This window comes from Acidovorax facilis, assembly GCF_050626955.1.
GTDB classification, from domain to species: domain Bacteria; phylum Pseudomonadota; class Gammaproteobacteria; order Burkholderiales; family Burkholderiaceae_C; genus Acidovorax; species Acidovorax facilis.
Genome location: NZ_CP192460.1, coordinates 5377864 through 5395403, shown reverse-complemented (window position 1 = coordinate 5395403; position 17540 = coordinate 5377864). Strand labels below are relative to the sequence as shown.

Below are 17540 nucleotides of genomic sequence, written 5' to 3'. Positions count from 1 at the left end.
CAATCGCTAGGAGCCAATAACACCAAAAATCAATCCAACCTAGAAGGCTCCCTTCAGTCGCGCCCTGCCCGCTCGATGTGCAAGGCAGCCGATGCCGGGTCGGAAAAACACAGCTCGTGGCTGCCCGGGCACTCCACCAGGCGGAACAGGCCCAGCCGCTCCGACAGGCGCGGGTGCCAGGGCAGGCTGTGCGGCAGTGCAGTGTCCTGCTGCGCGTTGAGGTAACTCTTGCCCACCTCCAGCGCGGCCAGCGGCACGGGCAGTTGCGCGGGTTCGGTGAAGGCGCGGTAGGGATGAGGGTTGAGCAGCGCGTAGGTGCTTTGCGCCAGGGCCTCGTCGGCATCGTTGATGAAGGCCTCGCGCCAGATGGGGTACGGCAGCATCACGGCATTGCCACTGCTGGCCGCCACCTGGTCGAACAGCGCGCGGTAATGCGGCGGCACCAGGTCGTTCAGGCATTCGCCTGGCTGCGGCACGAAGGCGTTCCAGTACACCAGACGGCGGATGCGCCCAGGCAGACGCGCGGGCATGTGGCTGATGACCATGCCGCCGTAGCTGTGGCCCACCAGGCGCACGTCGGTCAGGCCCTGACCTTCGATGAAGGCCGCCAGCGAATCCACCGCGTCGGCGAGACCCGTGGCCGCGCGGTTGTCGCCGGGGCGGTTGCCCGCGAGCGTGGGGCAGTGCACGGTGTGGCCGCGCGCGCGCAGGTGGGTGGCGGTGGCTTCCATTTCGGCACCGGTGTGCCAGGCGCCATGGACCAGGACATAGGTATCCGGCATGTGTGTCTCCTTGGGGTTGTGTTGCTGGACCGGGCGATCCGCCCTGCCGCTACCTTAGAAACACCTGGTGGCAAGGAATGGCCTGCGCGTGCCAGCCGGCTGTGCTGGGTGTGCCAAAAGCTTCACCGCCGTGTAGCGCGGCAAGGCGAAGCAACAACGACGCGGATGATTTGTAAACGGAATCAGCCGCCACGCCGCCACTGCGCGGGCGGCACGCCCATGGCGCGCTGGAAGGCGCGCGCGAAATGCGAAGGGTCCGCAAAGCCACAGCGCCGCCCGATCTCGGCCACGGCCACATGGGCCAACTGGGGGCGGCGCAGCAGCTCGCCTGCACGCGCCAGGCGCAGTTCGCGCAAGGTGCCCGCAAAGGTGTGGCCCTGTGCCGCAAAGGCCCGGTGCAGGGTGCGCAGCGACACACCCGCCTCCTGCGCCAGCGCCGGGGCCGAGAGCCCCGGCTGGTCGATGCGCGCCTGCAGCAGCGCACACAGATGGGCATGCAGGCTGCGCGCCGCCGTGGGTGCCGGTGAAAGAGGCGGCTCCAGCGCAGCGCACAACAACGCGCCCAGGTGGTCGGACAGCAACGCAGGCGGCAGGGCCTGCGCCGAGGACGGGTCACGCGCCAGCTGCACGGTCAGCGCCCCCAGGCTCTGGCCCCAGCCCTGGTCGCGCCAGGCCACACGCGGCCCGGGCGCCTCGGCCTGCTGCAGCCACTGCCCCACCCAGGCGCGCGGAAGCTGCAGCGACACACAGTGCACGCCTTCAGGAAAGTGCAGTTCATAGGGCCGGGCCGAATCCAGCAGCACCACATCGCCCGGGCGCAGGTGGGCCACATGGCCGTCCTGGCGCACATGCCACGCGGTCTCGGCCTGGCCGATCAGGTAGAAAGGCAGCTGGCGGCTGCGCGCAATGCCTGCGGGCGTGCGAAACACATCCTGGGTGGAGGCGCGGACGCGGTTGATGGACAGCGTCTCCACCGGCAGGCTTTGCAGCTCCCCGCCAAACAGCGGCGCCTCGCGGGAGCTGCAATCCATCTCCAGAAACGCCTCGCAGATCGCGCCCACCCAGTAGTCCAGGCGCGCGGGCGGCGCCACCACGTCGGTGGTCCACTGGCGCAGAGCAGCGGGGGACGAGGGCACAAGGGTGGCGGCGGGCATGGCGCCCAATCTACCGGCAAGGGGGCCGGGCGGGCAACAGGGCAAGCCCTGCCGTCCCGCCAGGCTCAGCGCTGCGGCATGTCCTTCACCGAGTAGCCCAGGCTCACCGTCGCATCGTCTGGAATGGCGGGCATGGACGCATTCCACGCCTCCCACGCGGCGCGCATGGTCTGCAGGCGTTCGGGCTCCACAGGCGCGCGGTTGGCGCGCTCGCGTTGATCGTCGGCCAGGTTGAACAGGTAGTCGTCGCCGTCCACGCGAAGGTACTTCCACACGCCCTGGCGCATGGCGCGCTGGCCCCGGTGGTTCATGCGCCAGAACAGCGGGGGCTCGTCCTGCAGGCTGGCATCGCGCAGCAGCGGCATCAGCGAGCGGCCGTCCAGCGGGTAGTCCGCATGTGCGGCGGCCCCTGCTGCGTCGAGCATGGTGGCCGACCAGTCCATGGTCATGCAGGTCTGCGCGCTCACACCGCCGGGTGCGATCACAGCAGGCCAGTGGGCGATCCAGGGCACGCGGATGCCGCCCTCGGTCAGGTCCATCTTGCCGCCCACCAGCGGCCAGTTGTCCGAGAAGCGCTCGCCACCGTTGTCGCTGGTGAACACCACCAGCGTGTCGCGCGCAAGGCCCTTTGCCTCCAGCAGCGCCATGATGCGGCCAATGCCCTCGTCCATGTGGTGGATCATGCGGCGGTAGGTCTCGATATTGCCGCCGTGCAGGTGGAACAGGTTCGTCTTCACCTCCTGCGCCAGCGCCTCGTCGTCGCGGGTCTCCCAGGGCCAGTGGGGCGCGGTGTAGTGCAGGCTCAGGAAGAACGGCGTGCCGGCCTGCGCGCCCGGCGCCATGCGCAGCACATAGTCGAGCGCGTGGTCGGTGATGAGGTCGGTGAGGTAGCCGTCCTGCTGCTTTTCTTCTTCGCCCAGGTACAGGTCGTGCGTGCCGGTGGAGCTGCAGTGGGTGAAGTAATCCACCCCGCCCGACATGGGACCGAAGAACTCTTCATAGCCCGAGCGCAGGGGCCCGAACGCGGGCGGGTAGCCCAGGTGCCACTTGCCCATCAGCGCCGCGCGGTAGCCCGCTGCACGCAGCAGCGACGGTAGCGTGGGGTGCTCGGGGGGCAGGCCCAGCGTGGTACTGCCCCGGCTCTTGCTGTTGATGGGCTCCTCGGCCGCGCCGCGCAGGCGGTACTGGTAGCGCGCCGTCATCAGCGCAAAACGCGTGGGCGAGCAGACGGGGGAGTTGGAGTAGCCCTGCGTGAGCTTGAGACCGTTGGCCGCTAGTTGATCGAGCACCGGCGACACCGGGCCAAACGCCGCGTCGCGGCCGCCATAGCAGCCCAGGTCGGCATAGCCGAGGTCGTCGGCGACGACGAAGATGATGTTAGGGCGGGTGGTCATGGTTTGAAGCCCGAGCGTTGGACCACCGGGGCCCATTGCGCGCGGTAGGCCTTGAGCATGGCTTCGGTCTGCGCCATGGTCGCCACCACGGGCTCCATCTTGGCGGTCTCGAACTTGCGCTGGGTGTCGGGGTCCTTCATCACTTCATGGATCAGACCAGCCAGGCGCTCGGCCTGCGCCTTGGGCATGCTCATGGGCGCAAAGAACGTGTTCCAGCCGGTGGCGGCCAGGTCCAGGCCGCTTTCCTTAAAGGTGGGGATCTTTCCATCCAGCGCACTGCGCTTGGCACCCGACACCGCCAGGATGCGGATCTTGCCCGCCTCGTGCTGCGGCAGCAGGGTGTCAAACGTGTCGAACGCCACAGGCACCTGGCCGCCCAGCAGGTCGTTGAGCAGAGGCGCCGAGCCCCGGTAGCCCACCACCTCGGCGCGCACCTTGGCGGCGTCGCCCACCATCAGGCCAAAAAAGTGCGGCAGGCTCCCGGTGGCGGGCACGCCGAAGTTGGCCTTGTCGGGGTTGGCGCGCAGCCAGGCCATGAGGTGTGGCAGTTCCTTGACGGGCACGGCGCTGCCCACGGCCACGCCGAATTCGTAGCTGTTGACATGGCTCACGGGGCGGAAGTCGCGCTCGGGGTCGTAGCCTGCGTCGGGGAACACCAGGGGCGCCACCAGCATGACGGCGGGGTTGGCCAGCAGCAGCGTGGGCTGGTTGGCGGGCGCGGCTTTGACGGCCTGGGCTGAGAGCCGGCCGCCCGCGCCGGTCTTGTTCTCCACGATCACGGGCGTGCCCAGTTTGCTGCCCAGCTTGTCCGCCACGATGCGGGCCACGCGGTCGGTGGAGCCGCCGGGGGCGTAGCCCACCACGATGCGCAACGGGGCTTCCTGCGCTTGCGTGATGGAGGCGGCCAGGGCCAGCGCTATGGCCAGTACAGAAGAAAGGGGTTTGCGCATCGTCGAAAAGTCTCCATGGACAATTGCAGGGCCCTGCACCATCGCGCAGGTTGATGGGCGCACTGTATTGGCCACACAATCGATTGATCTAATCAACTATTGCACGGAAATACCCTGATGTCCGCGCCCACCCCGGCACCCCCAGGCCCCGCCGAGCCGGGCCACCGCCTGACGCATCCGGAAGCGGCCAACGACCTGTTGATGTACCGCCTGAACCGACTGCTGGCCGTCGCGGGCAGCTTGGTGGTGCGGCTGTGCGAAGGGGGCTACGGCATCACGCGGCGCGAGTGGGGGCTGCTGATGATGCTGGCGCAGCACCCGGGCATGCCCCCGGCCGAGCTGGCCCAGCGGCTGGGGCTGGACCGGTCGCGCACGTCACGCGCCATCACGTCGCTACTGGCCAAAAAACTGCTCACCCGCGATGCGATGCCGGGCGACCGGCGCCAGGCGGTGCTATCGCTCACCCCGGCGGGGCAGGCGCTGCACGATCAGCTGTTCCCCCAGGTGAAGGCGCTTAACCAGGAACTGCTGGCGGGCCTGAACACGGGCACGGTTCAGGCCCTGGACCACGCGCTGGCCGATATGCAAAAACGGGCGGAAGCCCTGGTAGCAAGCCGCACCGATGTGCCGCGCACTTACCGGTTGCGCGGGGGCCGGAACACTTCGCGAACAGACCAAGACTGGTGACGGCAGCGCCACCAACGGTCCTTTCCAACCCCCTGGAATCGCAGTTTCCTATTTTTCAGTATTTGCCTGAATTTCCATGAGCTGGTTCAAATCCGCTCGCAGCATTCCATTTGGATCCACAGCGGCATCGTTTGCTGAAGATCGGATTCCTGCCGCCGTAATGGCCGCCGTGACATCGGTAATAGAAATTTGAACCTGATAAAGGTTTCCATCATTTGCATACTCTTTGGTGAAAGCACAAACAGCCTCCCCTGGGTCTGCAAAGTAGATGACTGCCGCGTCGGTAGCCCGCTTAGGAATTCGCAAAAAGCTGGAATACAAAGATGCCGGTACAGGGGTTCGTGCTGCACCATTGACATAGTATTCCTCCTCCCAGTCGTCGTTCTGCATCACATAGTTGTATTTCAGCGAGCTGACTTTGAGCATGGGATCACGCCCAGTACCCATCGATTCGGCAAAGATATACAGCACCTTGGTACCACGGTACGACGCCCCATCGTACCCGGCTATAGTGCAAGCGATGGCTTCCAGATTGGTTGCGGAATGAACTCCGCCCGCGCTGATATTTTTGAGATCTGCATGTGCAAATCCAGCCGCACAAATAAACCCCAAAGAAATAATGCTTTTTTTCAACATACCCTCTCCTCCGTCGGTGAATTGACCTAGGCTTGCCACTGCTCTATACAAATAGCTACAACACGCACAAATACTAACAAACGCCCCGCCTCAGCGTCATCCCCCGTTTTGGGGATTGACTGCACAGGGCCGCACCCAACGGCGGGACGCGTTGGCAAAGGTCGTATCGGTGGGCGTGGCTGCTCCAGTGCATTCCTTCTGGTCCGCCTTTTTCTTTGCCCACACGCCATGTCATCACCCCCGACCTCTTTGTGGAGCCCCCTGCGCCAACCCGCTTTCCGAGGCCTGTGGATCTGCGGTGGTATCTTTTTTGTGGGCAGCGGCATGCAGACCATGGCCGCTGCGTGGCTCATGGTGGAGTTGACGGGCTCGTCGTTCCTGGCGGCGCTGGTGCAGACCGCCGTGTTTTTGCCCATGTTTTTGCTGGCCCTGCCTGCCGGTGTACTGGCCGACACCACCGACCGGCGCAGGCTGATATCGGGCGCGCTGATGGCACAGGTGGGCGCCTGTGCACTGCTCACGCTGCTGGTGCTGGGCGGCTGGGGCGGTCCGGCGTCGGTGCTGTTTCTGGTGTTTGTGTGTGGCTGCTGCACGGCGGTGCTGACGCCTGCGTGGAACTCCTCGGTCATCGACCCGGTGCCGCGCGATGAGTGGCCCCAGGCCATCACCGCCGTGAGCATCGCCTACAACGCCGCGCGCGCCGTGGGGCCCACGCTGGCCGGGCTGGTGTTTGCGCAGCTGGGTGCGGGCTGGGTGTTTGCCGTCACGGTGACCACAACGCTGGTGATGTGGGAGTCCATCCGCCGCTGGCCGCCCAAGGCACACCCACCGTCCAAGCTGCCCGCCGAGCGCCTGTGGGGCGGCACGCTCAGTGGCCTGCGTTTTGCCTGGCACTCGCGCATCATCCTAGCGCAGCTGGTGCGTGTGATGGCGTTCAGCGCGGCAGGCTCTGCCCTGTGGGCGCTGCTGCCGGTGATCGCGCAGCGCCAGCTGGGCACCGGTGCGCAGGGCTTCGGGCTGCTGATGGGTTGTCTGGGTACGGGTGCCGTGGCCGTGGGCCTAGTGCTGGGGCGGCTACGCGCGCGCTTTGGCATGGAGGTCATCGTAGGCGTGGGCGGCGTGGTGTTCGCTGCCGCCATGCTGGTGGCAGCGCTGACCAAGGTGGCGTGGGTGGTTTACATCGCCATGCTGTTTGCGGGCGCGGCGTGGATGTCGGCGATGTCCACCTTCAACACCGCCACGCAGGCCAGTGCCCCGCAGTGGGTGCGATCCCGCGCCGTGGCCATGCACATGGTGGCCGCGCTGGGCGCGTTTGCCATGGGCTCGGCATTCTGGGGCGCCGCATCCGACATCGTGGGCCTGGCTCCCACGCTGTATGTGGCCGCTGCGCTCATGGGTGTGGGGCTGCTGCTGGCACGCCCCATGCCGCTGCGCATGGGTGGGCTGCACGAAGTGACGCAGGCCACACCGTGGGATGAACTCTTCATCGAGGCCGAGCCCCTGCCCGAGGCAGGCCCCGTGGCTGTGGAGGTGGGCTACCGCATTGCGCCCGGCACCGATGCAGCGTTCCTCGACACCATCAGCCGCATGAAGGCCCCGCGCAGGCGCGACGGCGCCACCTTTTGGCGGGTGTACAAGGACCTGGGTGAACCCTCGCGGTACGTAGAGCGCTTCATCGTTGAATCCTGGGCCGACTACCTGCACCAGCGCGCCCGCGCCACGATGGCCGACCAGGCGCTGGAAACCGAAGTGCGGGCGTTTTTGGCGCCCGGCGAGACCGTCCGCATGTCGCACTACATCGCAGAACGGTGAAGCCCCCCCTGAGCGGCTGCGCCGGTTCCACCGGGAGGAGGACGCCACCCCTGGACCGGTGAAGCCGGTTCCGCGTGCGCCCTGGCTTGATGCGCATCAATTTCTGCCGCCAGGCCGGGTGCCGAGGCTGGCGGTCGGCCTGCGACAATCGCAGGATGACCTTCGCCCCCCTTGCCAACGACACCTTCCTGCGTGCCTGCCGCCGCCAGGCCACCGACTACACGCCCCTGTGGCTCATGCGCCAGGCGGGGCGCTATCTGCCGGAGTACAAGGCCACGCGCGCCCAGGCCGGCAGCTTCATGGGCCTGGCCACCAATGTGGACTACGCCACTGAAGTGACCCTGCAGCCGCTGGAGCGTTTTCCGCTCGACGCGGCCATCCTGTTCAGCGACATCCTCACCGTGCCCGACGCCATGGGTCTGGGCCTGTCGTTTGCCGAGGGCGAAGGCCCGCGCTTTGCCAAAGTGGTGCGCGACGAAGCAGCCGTGGCCGAGCTGGCGGTGCCCGACATTTACAAGCTGCGCTACGTGTTCGACGCGGTCACCAGCATCCGCAAGGCCCTGAACGGCCGCGTGCCATTGATCGGTTTTTCGGGCAGCCCCTGGACACTGGCCTGTTACATGGTCGAAGGCAAGGGCAGCGATGACTACCGCCTCGTCAAGAGCCTGATGTACAGCCGCTCCGACCTGATGCACCGCATCCTGGCCATCAACGCCGACAGCGTGGCCGCGTACCTGAACGCCCAGATCGACGCCGGAGCCCAGGCCGTGATGATTTTTGACAGCTGGGGCGGCGTGCTGGCCGACGGCGCGTTCCAGGAGTTCAGCCTGGCCTACACCACGCGCGTGCTGGCGCAATTGAAGCGCACCGGCGTGGACGGCACCGACGTGCCGCGCATCGTCTTCACCAAGGGCGGCGGCATCTGGCTGGAAGACATGAAGGACATCGACTGCGAGGTGCTGGGCCTGGACTGGACGGCCAACCTGGGCAGGGCCCGCGCCATCGTGGGCGGCCAGCCAGGAGGCCCGGGCAAGGCGCTGCAGGGCAACATCGACCCCAACGTGCTGTTTGCGCCGCCCGCGCAGATCGTGCAACAGGTGCACAAAGTGCTCGACAGCTTCGGCAAACCCCACACCGACCGCAGCACCACCGGCCCCACCCACATCTTCAACCTGGGCCACGGCATCAGCCAGTTCACACCGCCCGAGCATGTGGCGGCGCTGGTAGAGGCGGTGCACAGCCACTCGCGCGCGCAGCGCCAGGGCTGATCCCCCGGGCGAGGGCTCCAGACCGCGCGGCGCACCCGGCAGGGACCAGGTGATGGCAATGGAACAGCCCGTACCGCAGCCAGCGGAGTCCCCCACCGGCCCGCAGGCGCTGCCCGCCTCGGCCCTACAAGCCCCACCCGGCGCGCTCGCGGACTGCGTGCGCGCCTTTTTCTGGCGCGACCTGGGCCGCCAGCCGCCCCACACCCTGGCGGACACGCGCGTGCCGCCCAGCCCCTACCCGGGCATCATCTGGCTCACGCGGGGCACGGCCCAGCTCGTGGAATGTACGGGTACGGCCACGGCAGCGGCCATGCCGGCCATCACGCTGTCGGGCGCCCACCGCCATCCTTACCACTCGGTCTCTTCCCGCGATGGCGATTCGTTCTGCCTGGCGTTCCAGCCCGGCGCGCTGGGGCTGCTGACCGGGCAGGACCTGGCGCCGCTGACCGACCGCATCACGGACGCGGTGACCTGGTTGCCCGAGGAGTGGCACCCATTCCTGGCAGCCGTCCACGCGGCGCCCGACCATGGTGCGCGCAAGGCGCTGTGTGTGGCCTTCCTCACCCCGCGCTGGGGCGCCGTGGCAGACCGGCACGCCGCCTGGCTGCAGGTGTTGCAACAAGACTGGCAGCGCGGCGCACGCCAGGCCCTGGCCACCACGCTCGGCTGGACGCCCCGGCACCTGCAGCGCCGCACACGGCAACTGGTAGGCCTGCGGCCTGGCGAGATCGAGCGCATGCTGCGGGCCGAACACGCCCTGCTGACCATGCGCGACGGCGATGCGGGTGCGCTGGATGCAGCGCTGCGCCATGGCTACGCCGACCAGGCACACTTCAGCCGCGAGGCACGCAGCCTTTTCGAACGCCCTCCTGCTGCACTCAAGGCCCACACCCAGCAGCCGGGCGACGATGCCGACTGGCTGCTGCGGCGCAGTTGAAGGGGACGCCGCGCTTTGCGACCGCTTTACCGCTGGATCACACGCGGGCGCTTGATCTTGGCCTGCAACTGCAGGATGCCGTAGAGCAGCGCCTCGGCCGTGGGCGGGCAACCGGGCACATAGACATCCACCGGCACGATGCGGTCGCAGCCGCGCACCACCGAATAGCTGTAGTGGTAGTACCCGCCGCCGTTGGCGCACGACCCCATCGAGACCACATAGCGCGGCTCGGGCATCTGGTCATAGACCTTGCGGATGGCGGGCGCCATCTTGTTCGTCAGCGTGCCGGCCACGATCATCAGGTCGCTATGGCGTGGGCTGGAGCGCGGAATGATGCCGAACTGGTCCAGGTCGTAGCGCGCCATGGCGGCGTGCATCATCTCGACGGCACAGCAGGCCAGGCCAAAGGTCATGAACCACAGGCTGTTGGCGCGTGCGGCCTGCACCACATCGTCCAGCCGGGCCAGCACAAAACCATCGCGCTCCATGGAGGGAGCTACTGCCAGGGAAGGAGAAGAGTTGTTAGCCATGGCCGCATCGTCGCCACGCGGGCCCACGCCGTCTTGAAGCAAAGCGACATCGGCCGCCATCACCGGGTACCTGCGACGACACCAGCCCCACCGCACAGCGCCCCGGCAGGCCCTGCGACAATCCTTAGAACCTGTTCAAGATCTTCAGGTGCCGGCGAGCCCGCTTCCAAGGCGAACTTATGCACAAAATTGGAGCATCCACCGGCCACGAGCCACTGCAGGTGGCAACTTGTAAAAAAACTTTGTGCAACCGCTAAGTCGTTGATTTATATGGATTTAAATCCCCTGCTTTTTTGACAGGCAATCCAGCCAAAGCACGGATTTTCAAGGGCTTACGGGGCAAACCCAAGGGATATCAACAAAGTTATCCACAGAAATTTTGGATTTCTTACAAATACCCTGTGAAATCAAGCACTTGCAGGCCATATCGAAGAAATGCGTGAACATGACACCCCACAGCTAGCACAAAAAGGGGGCCATCTGTCCTCTTGACGAAGCCCTCGTGTCCGACTTATGCACACCAACCGTGATGCGGCGCAACATACCTCCGTCACAACGGCTTAGCACAAAAATTCGTGGGGAATTTCTTCAGATGCTTGATTCATAACGATTTTTTTGGTGTGCCGCATTTCCGGGCAATCTGTTCGCAGCCAGCATTCATGCGGGCTGGCAGGGTGTCCGGACAGGATGTCAACAAAGTTATCCACAGAAAGTCGGGATTACTTGGGCCCCCTCATCAAATCAAGCACTTAGCACCCAAACCTCCACGCGACCTCCACAAGCCTCTGTAACCCGCCCTCTGCCGTGCCTACCCCCTCCACCATCGTCCAGGTTGCCCTGCACACCCCGTCGCACAGCGGCGTGGGCGATCTGCTGAGCTACGCTAGTGAACACCCGCTCGCGCCCGGCACGCTGGTGCGCGTGCCGCTGGGCACCCGCGAGGTGCTGGGCGTGGTGTGGGATACCGACGAGGCCACCGGCGAGTTGCCTGACGGCGCCACGCTGCGGCCGATTGCCGGGGTGCTCGACGGTGTGGCGCCGCTGGACCTGCCTTGGCGCCGCCTGGTGGCATTCGCCGCGCGCTACTACCAGCGCGCCCTGGGCGAGGTCGCTACGGCCGCCTTGCCGCCCCAGCTGCGCGACCTGCGCCCCGAACAACTCGCCCGCCGCCTGCGCCGCCCGGCCAAGGCAGGGGGCGACACTTCAAATGCTATTGAAAACATAGCACTTACCCCAGAACAGGAAAGCGCTAAGGCCCGAATTTCTGCTGAAAAAGGCCCTTTCCTGCTGTTTGGCAGCACGGGCAGCGGCAAGACCGAGGTGTATTTGCGCTGTGTGCAGGAGATGCTGGAGGCCGACCCCACCGCGCAAGCCCTGGTGATGGTGCCCGAGATCAACCTGACCCCCCAACTCGAAGAGCGCTTTGTGGGCCGCTTTGCCCCGCGCTTCGGCCCCGGTGCCGTGGTGTCGCTGCACAGCGGTATGACGAACCCACAGCGCCTCAAGAGCTGGCTGGCCGCCCACAGCGGCAGCGCGCGCATTGTGCTGGGCACGCGCATGGCGGTGTTTGCCAGCCTGCCGGGGCTGAAACTCATCGTGGTCGATGAAGAACACGACCCCAGCTACAAGCAACAAGAGGGCGCGCGCTACTCGGCCCGCGATCTGGCCATCTGGCGCGGGCGCGAGCAGGGCGCCAAAGTCATTCTGGGCTCGGCCACACCGTCGCTGGAGAGCTGGTATGCCAGTCGCCCCCCTACGGCCGACGACCCCGAAGGCGGCCGCTATGTGCGGCTGCACATGCCCAGCCGCATCGGTGCCGGCGCCCTGGCGCGGGTGCGCCGGGTGGACATGAACCAGCAGCCTCGGCGCACGGTGTTCAGCGCGCCGCTGCTGCAGGCCATCACCGAACGCGTGGCGCGCGGCGAACAAAGCATGGTGCTGCTGAACCGCCGGGGCTACGCCCCCGTGCTGCACTGCGTGGACTGCGGCTGGAAAAGCGACTGCCCGCACTGCAGCGCGCACCAGGTCTTCCACAAGACCGACCGCACCCTGCGCTGCCACCACTGCGGCTACACCGTGCGCGTGCCCTACCACTGCCCCACCTGTGGCAGCCCCGACATCCACCCCATGGGCCGGGGCACCGAGCAGCTCGAAGAGCAACTGGGCGCCCTGCTGTCCGAAGTGCTGCGGCCCGACCGCACGCCGGCCCGCATCGCCCGCATCGACGCCGACACCACCAAGGCCAAGGGTGCGCTGGAGGCGCAGCTGGCGCAGGTGCATTCTGGTGAGGTGGATGTGCTGGTGGGCACGCAGATGATCGCCAAGGGGCACGACTTTCGGCGCATCACGCTGGTGGCCGCGGTGCAGCCCGATGGCGCGCTGTTCAGCAGCGACTTCCGCGCGGCCGAGCGGCTGTTTGCACTGCTCATGCAGGCCGCAGGCCGGGCTGGGCGCGATGCGGCCTACATGGCCGCGCAAGCGGTGCATGGCACGCAGCCCGAGATGTGGGTGCAGAGCTTTCACCCCAAACACGCCGTGTTCGAAGCGCTGCGCACGCACGACTACGAGGCTTTTGCCGCCCAGCAGCTCAAGGAGCGCGAGGAGGCCGCCATGCCGCCGTTCTCTTACCAGGCGCTGGTGCGGGCCGATGCCCGCACGCAGGAGGTGGCGCAGGGCTTTCTGTCAGCTGCCACCGCCGCCGCCCACGCCGCGCAGCTGCCAGGGCTGCCCGATGGCACGGTCATCCTGTTCCCGCCCGTGCCGCTGACCATCCAGCGTGTGGCCAATGTGGAACGCGCCCAGATGCTCATGGAAAGCAGCAGCCGCGCCACCCTGCAGCGCTTTCTGGCCGCGTGGCAGCCAGTGCTGCAAACCACCCGCAGTCAGCCCGAGCACAAGGGGCTGATACGGTGGCTGGTGGATGTGGACCCGCTCGCGATATGACGCCGGTCAACCGGGCAAACTGTCGTTATAGACCTTGATGTAACAGACTTCGTTGGGCTGCAGCACCAAGCCCACGGTGCATTCCGGCGTGAAGCCCGTGGGAGGAAGCACAACCAGTCCGGATATGACGCTGACGCCGGTCACCCGCTGCGCGCGGTCCGTCAGGTTCTGGGCGGTATAGATATGAAACAAATCCCCAAAGAAAAGATCGGTGCTGTGGGGAATGCTGGCCACACCGCCCGTGGTCTGGTCCAGGGCGATCTCGACCGGTGGGGGGGTTGCGATGGCGGGGTGATTCCAGAGGCTCGCTGAGAGCACTCCGCAAACCAGCAGACCCGTTGTCCAGGCCTTCAGCGCACGGCCGCCCTGGGCACGCATCGCGTGATAGGCCGCCAGGGCCAACAAAACCGCCATTCCGATCAGCCCCCATTCAGACATCGTGGGCACGTTCGAGGCCGCCAGGGGCGCGTAGGACACGCTACCCATGGATTGCGCGGCTGCGCCCTGCGCCACCAGTAATCCCACCACCGCAACGACACTACCCCGCGCACCCAACATCACTTGCTTCATTCTGGAATCCCTTTTTTGCGTAAAACAGAAAGTGTTACAAGGGATTACTGAATCGGCAAGCAAGTTATTGCCATGCACAGACCATCAGCGCTTGCGCAATACTTTCGGCCTCTGGAAACGATCATGACCCCCGACCACTTCACCCACGTTCTTGCCCAGGAAGGCTTTGCCGAGCCAGTACGCGTTGGCGTGAACCTCATGGCCTTTGGGACAACCATACCCACCCGTTCGAAGCCAAGGCACTGGTGCTGGCGGGCGATATCCGCATCGTCACCGCAACCTCTGAGCGGGTGTATCGGCAAGGTGAGGTGTTTCACCTGCAGGCGAACGAGCCGCATTCGGAGTTTTATGGGCCGATGGGTGTGAGCTACCTGGTGGGGCGCAAGCCGGCGCCCTGAGTGCTGCGGGTGCGCCAATGGAGTGCCGCACACCGTCCGGTGCGCACTGTGATATCGCACTGCGCTACTGCGGGTAGCCGCACGCGGGCCGAGCGCTGAAATCCCGCGCCATCGACGGCACTGCTGGACACATTCCATGGCACGGCCACGGTTCATACTCCACACACTCGCAATCCCAACCCCGATGCGTTCCTACTACAACCTGCTGCCCCCGCTGTGGCAGACCATTGCTGTCACCGTGGCCACCCTCGCGACCAACTGGATCTGGGGTTCGTGGTTCATCAAAACCAAGGGCACGGGCCTCGCCGCACTGATGATCTACAGCATCTTCGGGTGGCCGCTGATGTTGGCCGTCACTTACCTCATCCTGGGTTATGCCCTCAAGTTCTGCGGCGGCCTGACCTTGCTGCGCATGGCCATCGTGCTGGGCGTGGTCGGGTTGGGCTTCGCTGTATATGGGGTGCCGGGCCCGTGGAACCTGCTTCTCTGCGCCGCCGTCGCCATCCCCGTTGCGTTTCAGGCCTGGCGCACGGCACAGGACGATGCCGACCTGGAGAAGCTGTAAATGGCCGTCAAAGAGAAGCCGCCCAGCGGGCTGCTCGACAGTTTTTCGGCACCGCTGTGGGTGCGGCTGGGCCTGACAGCCCCTCGGCCCGTGTGGATCGTCAAGAGCCAGCACCGGGGCTATGACTGGATGGCCATCGAGCTCGATCACGGCGGTACGGGCTTCCAGCAAACGCGTGCCACCACCACTGTCTTTGTCGTGTGGCTACCGCACAAGTCCCAGGACTGGTACCTGCCAGGCCACCGCATCACGCCCGAGCAGCAGGTGTGCGTGGACGACACGTGCGTTTACGCTGCGGCACTGGGCCAGCAACCCCGCGTGCGCACCTGGACCCACTGGCTGGACCTGGCCGTGGACGCGGCCGAGGAGGTGATCAGCACCGAAGGCATGCGCCGCGATGAAAGCCCGCAGCAGAAAGCGGAGCGGGCAGACGAAGCCAGCTGGAACCCTACCGACGTCAACCTGGTTTTGCTCTGCCTGGTGTCGATGGCAGTATTCAGCTTTCTGAACGTCATGATGCTGGTCGAGGCGTACGGCGAATGGCAACGGCACGGTGCCATCCTCGTGTGCCATACGAAGACCTCCATCGGGACCTATCTGCAAGGCTGGAAGGCCGTGGCCTATGCCGTTTCGTTATCGGCACCCCTGCTGATAAGCACTCAAGGCGCTGCACACCATGGTCACGCGCGTTCACAGGCCAAATTTTTTCTTTCGACTCTGTTTCGAAGGGCTGATCTGGGTGGGCGCCATGTATGGGCTTCACCACGCCCGGCAGGCTCTGATTGAATCGGTACAGCGGGCTTGCTAGTCCGCCTTCAGCGCTTTTTTGACTGATCGGGTCCCAGGGCTGTCACGTGCCATGGTGGACGGTGCGGACCAATGCACACGCATCCATGCGCCGCCCCACACCATGGAGCGTTCCACCGCCCTGCATCATCCCTCCAGCGCGCGGCGCCCCGGTGCCTGATAAAACTTGCATGCCGCGGACTGACCCCAGATACTGCGGCATCGCACGGCGTCACCTCGGGCCAACTGTGCTGCACGGGCTCGATAGCCCTGGGGTCAGTGCGTGCCCGATGCCCCGTGCTCCCGCTTTGTCCCTCCATAGTCAGAAAGCCCTTCCAATGACAGCCATTGTTCGTGCCCTGATCTTGCTGCTCCTCCTGGCGGGGGGAACCGCCGTGCGTGCCCAGAACCTGCTCACCAACGGCAACTTCGAGGCCGGCCTGGCTGGCTGGAGTACCTGGACGGCGCCGCCGGGCTTCTGGGACGGCACCTGGATACACAGCAACGACTGCGATATCTGGGTGCCCACCCAGTGCCCGTTCGGAGGCGCCGGAATGTCCCACGCGCAGAAAAAAGGCAGTGGCGCGGGCAATGCACACGGGGGCCTGTTCCAGACCGTGGCGGTCACGCCCGGGCGGGTGTACCGGCTGCGCGGGGCATGGTCGGGGGGCGTCACGGGCAATGCCGGTGGCAACGCCACCTGGTGGGAGGTGGTGGCCTACGACGGCGCTGTGGGCGCAGCCACCATCGACGCGGCGCCGGGCCCGCTGGACACGCTGATTGCCCGGCGCGACGTGTCGAACCTCGCGCTCAACGGCGTCTTCCAGTTCCAGTGGGAGCCCTTTGACGGCACCTTTACGGCGACCTCCAGCCAGGTGACCATCGCACTCAAAACCGGCAGCTTCTTCACCTTCGACGCGGCGGGCTACCACGACGACCTGGTGCTCGAAGAAGTGGCCTCCAGCAACATCCCCGTCAACTCGCCCTGGGCGCTGGTGGTGCTTTGCCTGGGGCTGCTGGCGACCGGCGCCTGGATGCGGCGCGGCCCGGGAATGCGGCGCGGGTAGAAGGCAGCGCCAAAAATTCAAGCATTTTGGGCCGCCAGCGCTTTATGGAAAAGCGCCAATAGCTATCATAAATATAGCAATTAGGTCAACAGCGCCACCGCTGCTGAAAAGCTCAGAAACGCCAGCGCCGTGGACACCAGAATGATCCGCGCCACACGCCCATTGTTGGCGCCGAACTTTTCGGCCAGCAGCGAGACGTTGCTGGCGCTGGGCAGCGCGGCCAGCAGCACCAGCACCGTCAGCGCAAAGGGCGTGAGCGGCACCCCCATCGCCATGGCCGCCGTGCCCACGCCCCACACCAGAAGCGGGTGCACCAGGAGCTTGGCCAGCGCCACCGGCACATAGTCGCGCGCGGGCACCTGCTCGTGCTGGTTCATCTGCGAACGCGCCAGCACGGCACCGATGGTGAACAGCGCCACGGGCGAGGCCGCGTCGGCCAGCATGGCGATGGTCTTGTCCACCGGGCCAGGCAGCTTGAACTGCAGGGCCGAGGCCAGCGCCCCCAGGGCAATCGACCAGGGCATGGGATTGGTCGCCATGCCCTTGAAGGCGTTCTTCAGCGCCACCCCCACGCCGTGGGTGCCCGCACCGTCCAGGCGCGAGAGCGCAATACACAGCGAGCTGGTGATGACCATGTCCACCACGATGGTGACGATGGCCGGGCCCGCGCTTTGCGCCCCCAGCAGCGCGACCAGCAGCGGCACGCCCATGAAGCCGGTATTGGGAAAAGCGGCCACCAGCGCGCCAAAGGCTGCGTCGTTCCAGCCGATGTGCGCCTTGCGCGTGAGCGCCACCGTGGCGCCCACCATCACCAGCGCACAGAGCACATACACGCCCGCCACGGCCGGGTCCAGCAGCTGGGCGATGGGTGTGCTCGCGCCAAAGCGGTACAGCATGCAGGGCAGTGCAAAGTACAGCACGAAGGCGTTGAGCCCCGGGATGGCCGGCTGGGGAAGCACTCCGCGCCGGGCGGCGAGATAGCCGCAGAGCACCAGCGCAAAGAAGGGGAAGGTGATGAGAAGGACTGAGAGCACGGTCCCATTGTCCTTGCTGCGCCTGCG

Annotated in this window: 16 protein-coding genes; 8 read left to right on the top strand and 8 right to left on the bottom strand. The window is 66.1% G+C overall.

The features are described from left to right. Positions 1-53 precede the first annotated feature (53 nt). The 4 genes from ACQ4MJ_RS24830 to ACQ4MJ_RS24815 all read right to left on the bottom strand — a co-directional run bounded on the left by ACQ4MJ_RS24830 (position 54) and on the right by ACQ4MJ_RS24815 (position 4280). Complete coding sequence (locus tag ACQ4MJ_RS24830) at positions 54-782, bottom strand: alpha/beta fold hydrolase (protein ID WP_431150891.1); 729 nt, start codon at positions 780-782, stop codon at positions 54-56. Between the two features lie 182 nt (positions 783-964). Beyond that, positions 965-1936: a helix-turn-helix domain-containing protein gene (locus ACQ4MJ_RS24825; protein WP_431150892.1), complete on the bottom strand. Its 972-nt coding sequence runs from the start codon at positions 1934-1936 to the stop codon at positions 965-967. 65 nt (positions 1937-2001) lie between these two features. Next, positions 2002-3330, bottom strand: a complete 1329-nt coding sequence (locus ACQ4MJ_RS24820; RefSeq protein ID WP_431150893.1) for a sulfatase family protein — start codon at positions 3328-3330, stop codon at positions 2002-2004. Continuing rightward, positions 3327-4280, bottom strand: coding sequence for a Bug family tripartite tricarboxylate transporter substrate binding protein (locus tag ACQ4MJ_RS24815; RefSeq protein ID WP_431150894.1), 954 nt, complete (start codon positions 4278-4280; stop codon positions 3327-3329). Before ACQ4MJ_RS24815 ends, ACQ4MJ_RS24820 begins: the two co-directional genes overlap by 4 nt. A gap of 117 nt (positions 4281-4397) precedes the next feature. Here ACQ4MJ_RS24815 and ACQ4MJ_RS24810 point away from each other — a divergent pair, with 117 nt between their 5' ends. Further along, positions 4398-4967 (top strand): MarR family winged helix-turn-helix transcriptional regulator, encoded by a 570-nt coding sequence (locus ACQ4MJ_RS24810; RefSeq protein WP_218301538.1) that lies wholly within the window; start codon positions 4398-4400, stop codon positions 4965-4967. Between the two features lie 48 nt (positions 4968-5015). On the opposite strand, the gene ACQ4MJ_RS24805 is transcribed toward ACQ4MJ_RS24810, so the two are convergent. Continuing rightward, on the bottom strand, positions 5016-5603 hold the full coding sequence (locus ACQ4MJ_RS24805) for a hypothetical protein (protein ID WP_431150895.1): 588 nt from the start codon (positions 5601-5603) through the stop codon (positions 5016-5018). Between the two features lie 228 nt (positions 5604-5831). On the opposite strand from ACQ4MJ_RS24805, the gene ACQ4MJ_RS24800 reads away from it, so the two are divergent. The 3 genes from ACQ4MJ_RS24800 to ACQ4MJ_RS24790 all read left to right on the top strand — a co-directional run bounded on the left by ACQ4MJ_RS24800 (position 5832) and on the right by ACQ4MJ_RS24790 (position 9620). Next, entirely contained in the window at positions 5832-7415 is a 1584-nt protein-coding gene (locus ACQ4MJ_RS24800) for an MFS transporter (protein WP_055398942.1), read from the top strand. Between the two features lie 155 nt (positions 7416-7570). Then, on the top strand, positions 7571-8683 hold the full coding sequence (gene hemE, locus ACQ4MJ_RS24795) for a uroporphyrinogen decarboxylase (RefSeq protein WP_431150896.1): 1113 nt from the start codon (positions 7571-7573) through the stop codon (positions 8681-8683). 58 nt (positions 8684-8741) lie between these two features. After that, positions 8742-9620 carry a helix-turn-helix domain-containing protein gene (locus tag ACQ4MJ_RS24790; RefSeq protein WP_431150898.1) on the top strand — a complete coding sequence of 293 codons (879 nt, stop codon included), beginning with the start codon at positions 8742-8744 and terminating at the stop codon, positions 9618-9620. Between the two features lie 26 nt (positions 9621-9646). Here the strand turns inward: ACQ4MJ_RS24790 and ACQ4MJ_RS24785 are convergent, their stop codons facing one another. Continuing rightward, a complete protein-coding gene (locus tag ACQ4MJ_RS24785; protein ID WP_369801366.1) occupies positions 9647-10108 on the bottom strand; it encodes a NuoB/complex I 20 kDa subunit family protein in 462 nt (153 codons plus the stop codon). 846 nt (positions 10109-10954) lie between these two features. Between ACQ4MJ_RS24785 and priA the strand changes: the two genes are divergently transcribed. Then, a complete protein-coding gene (gene priA / locus ACQ4MJ_RS24780) occupies positions 10955-13093 on the top strand; it encodes a replication restart helicase PriA (protein ID WP_431150899.1) in 2139 nt (712 codons plus the stop codon). Positions 13094-13099: 6 nt separating this feature from the next. Here priA and ACQ4MJ_RS24775 read toward each other — a convergent pair whose 3' ends face one another. After that, entirely contained in the window at positions 13100-13663 is a 564-nt protein-coding gene (locus tag ACQ4MJ_RS24775; RefSeq protein WP_431150900.1) for a midcut-by-XrtH protein, read from the bottom strand. A 582-nt stretch (positions 13664-14245) separates the two neighbouring features. On the opposite strand from ACQ4MJ_RS24775, the gene ACQ4MJ_RS24770 reads away from it, so the two are divergent. The 3 genes from ACQ4MJ_RS24770 to ACQ4MJ_RS24760 all read left to right on the top strand — a co-directional run bounded on the left by ACQ4MJ_RS24770 (position 14246) and on the right by ACQ4MJ_RS24760 (position 16479). Continuing rightward, a complete protein-coding gene (locus tag ACQ4MJ_RS24770) occupies positions 14246-14626 on the top strand; it encodes a hypothetical protein (RefSeq protein WP_121508401.1) in 381 nt (126 codons plus the stop codon). Continuing rightward, positions 14627-15412, top strand: a complete 786-nt coding sequence (locus tag ACQ4MJ_RS24765; protein ID WP_431150901.1) for a hypothetical protein — start codon at positions 14627-14629, stop codon at positions 15410-15412. 338 nt (positions 15413-15750) lie between these two features. Beyond that, positions 15751-16479 (top strand): hypothetical protein, encoded by a 729-nt coding sequence (locus ACQ4MJ_RS24760; protein ID WP_431150902.1) that lies wholly within the window; start codon positions 15751-15753, stop codon positions 16477-16479. Positions 16480-16559: 80 nt separating this feature from the next. Here ACQ4MJ_RS24760 and ACQ4MJ_RS24755 read toward each other — a convergent pair whose 3' ends face one another. Beyond that, positions 16560-17513 carry an AEC family transporter gene (locus ACQ4MJ_RS24755; protein ID WP_431150903.1) on the bottom strand — a complete coding sequence of 318 codons (954 nt, stop codon included), beginning with the start codon at positions 17511-17513 and terminating at the stop codon, positions 16560-16562. Between the last annotated feature and the right edge of the window lie 27 nt (positions 17514-17540).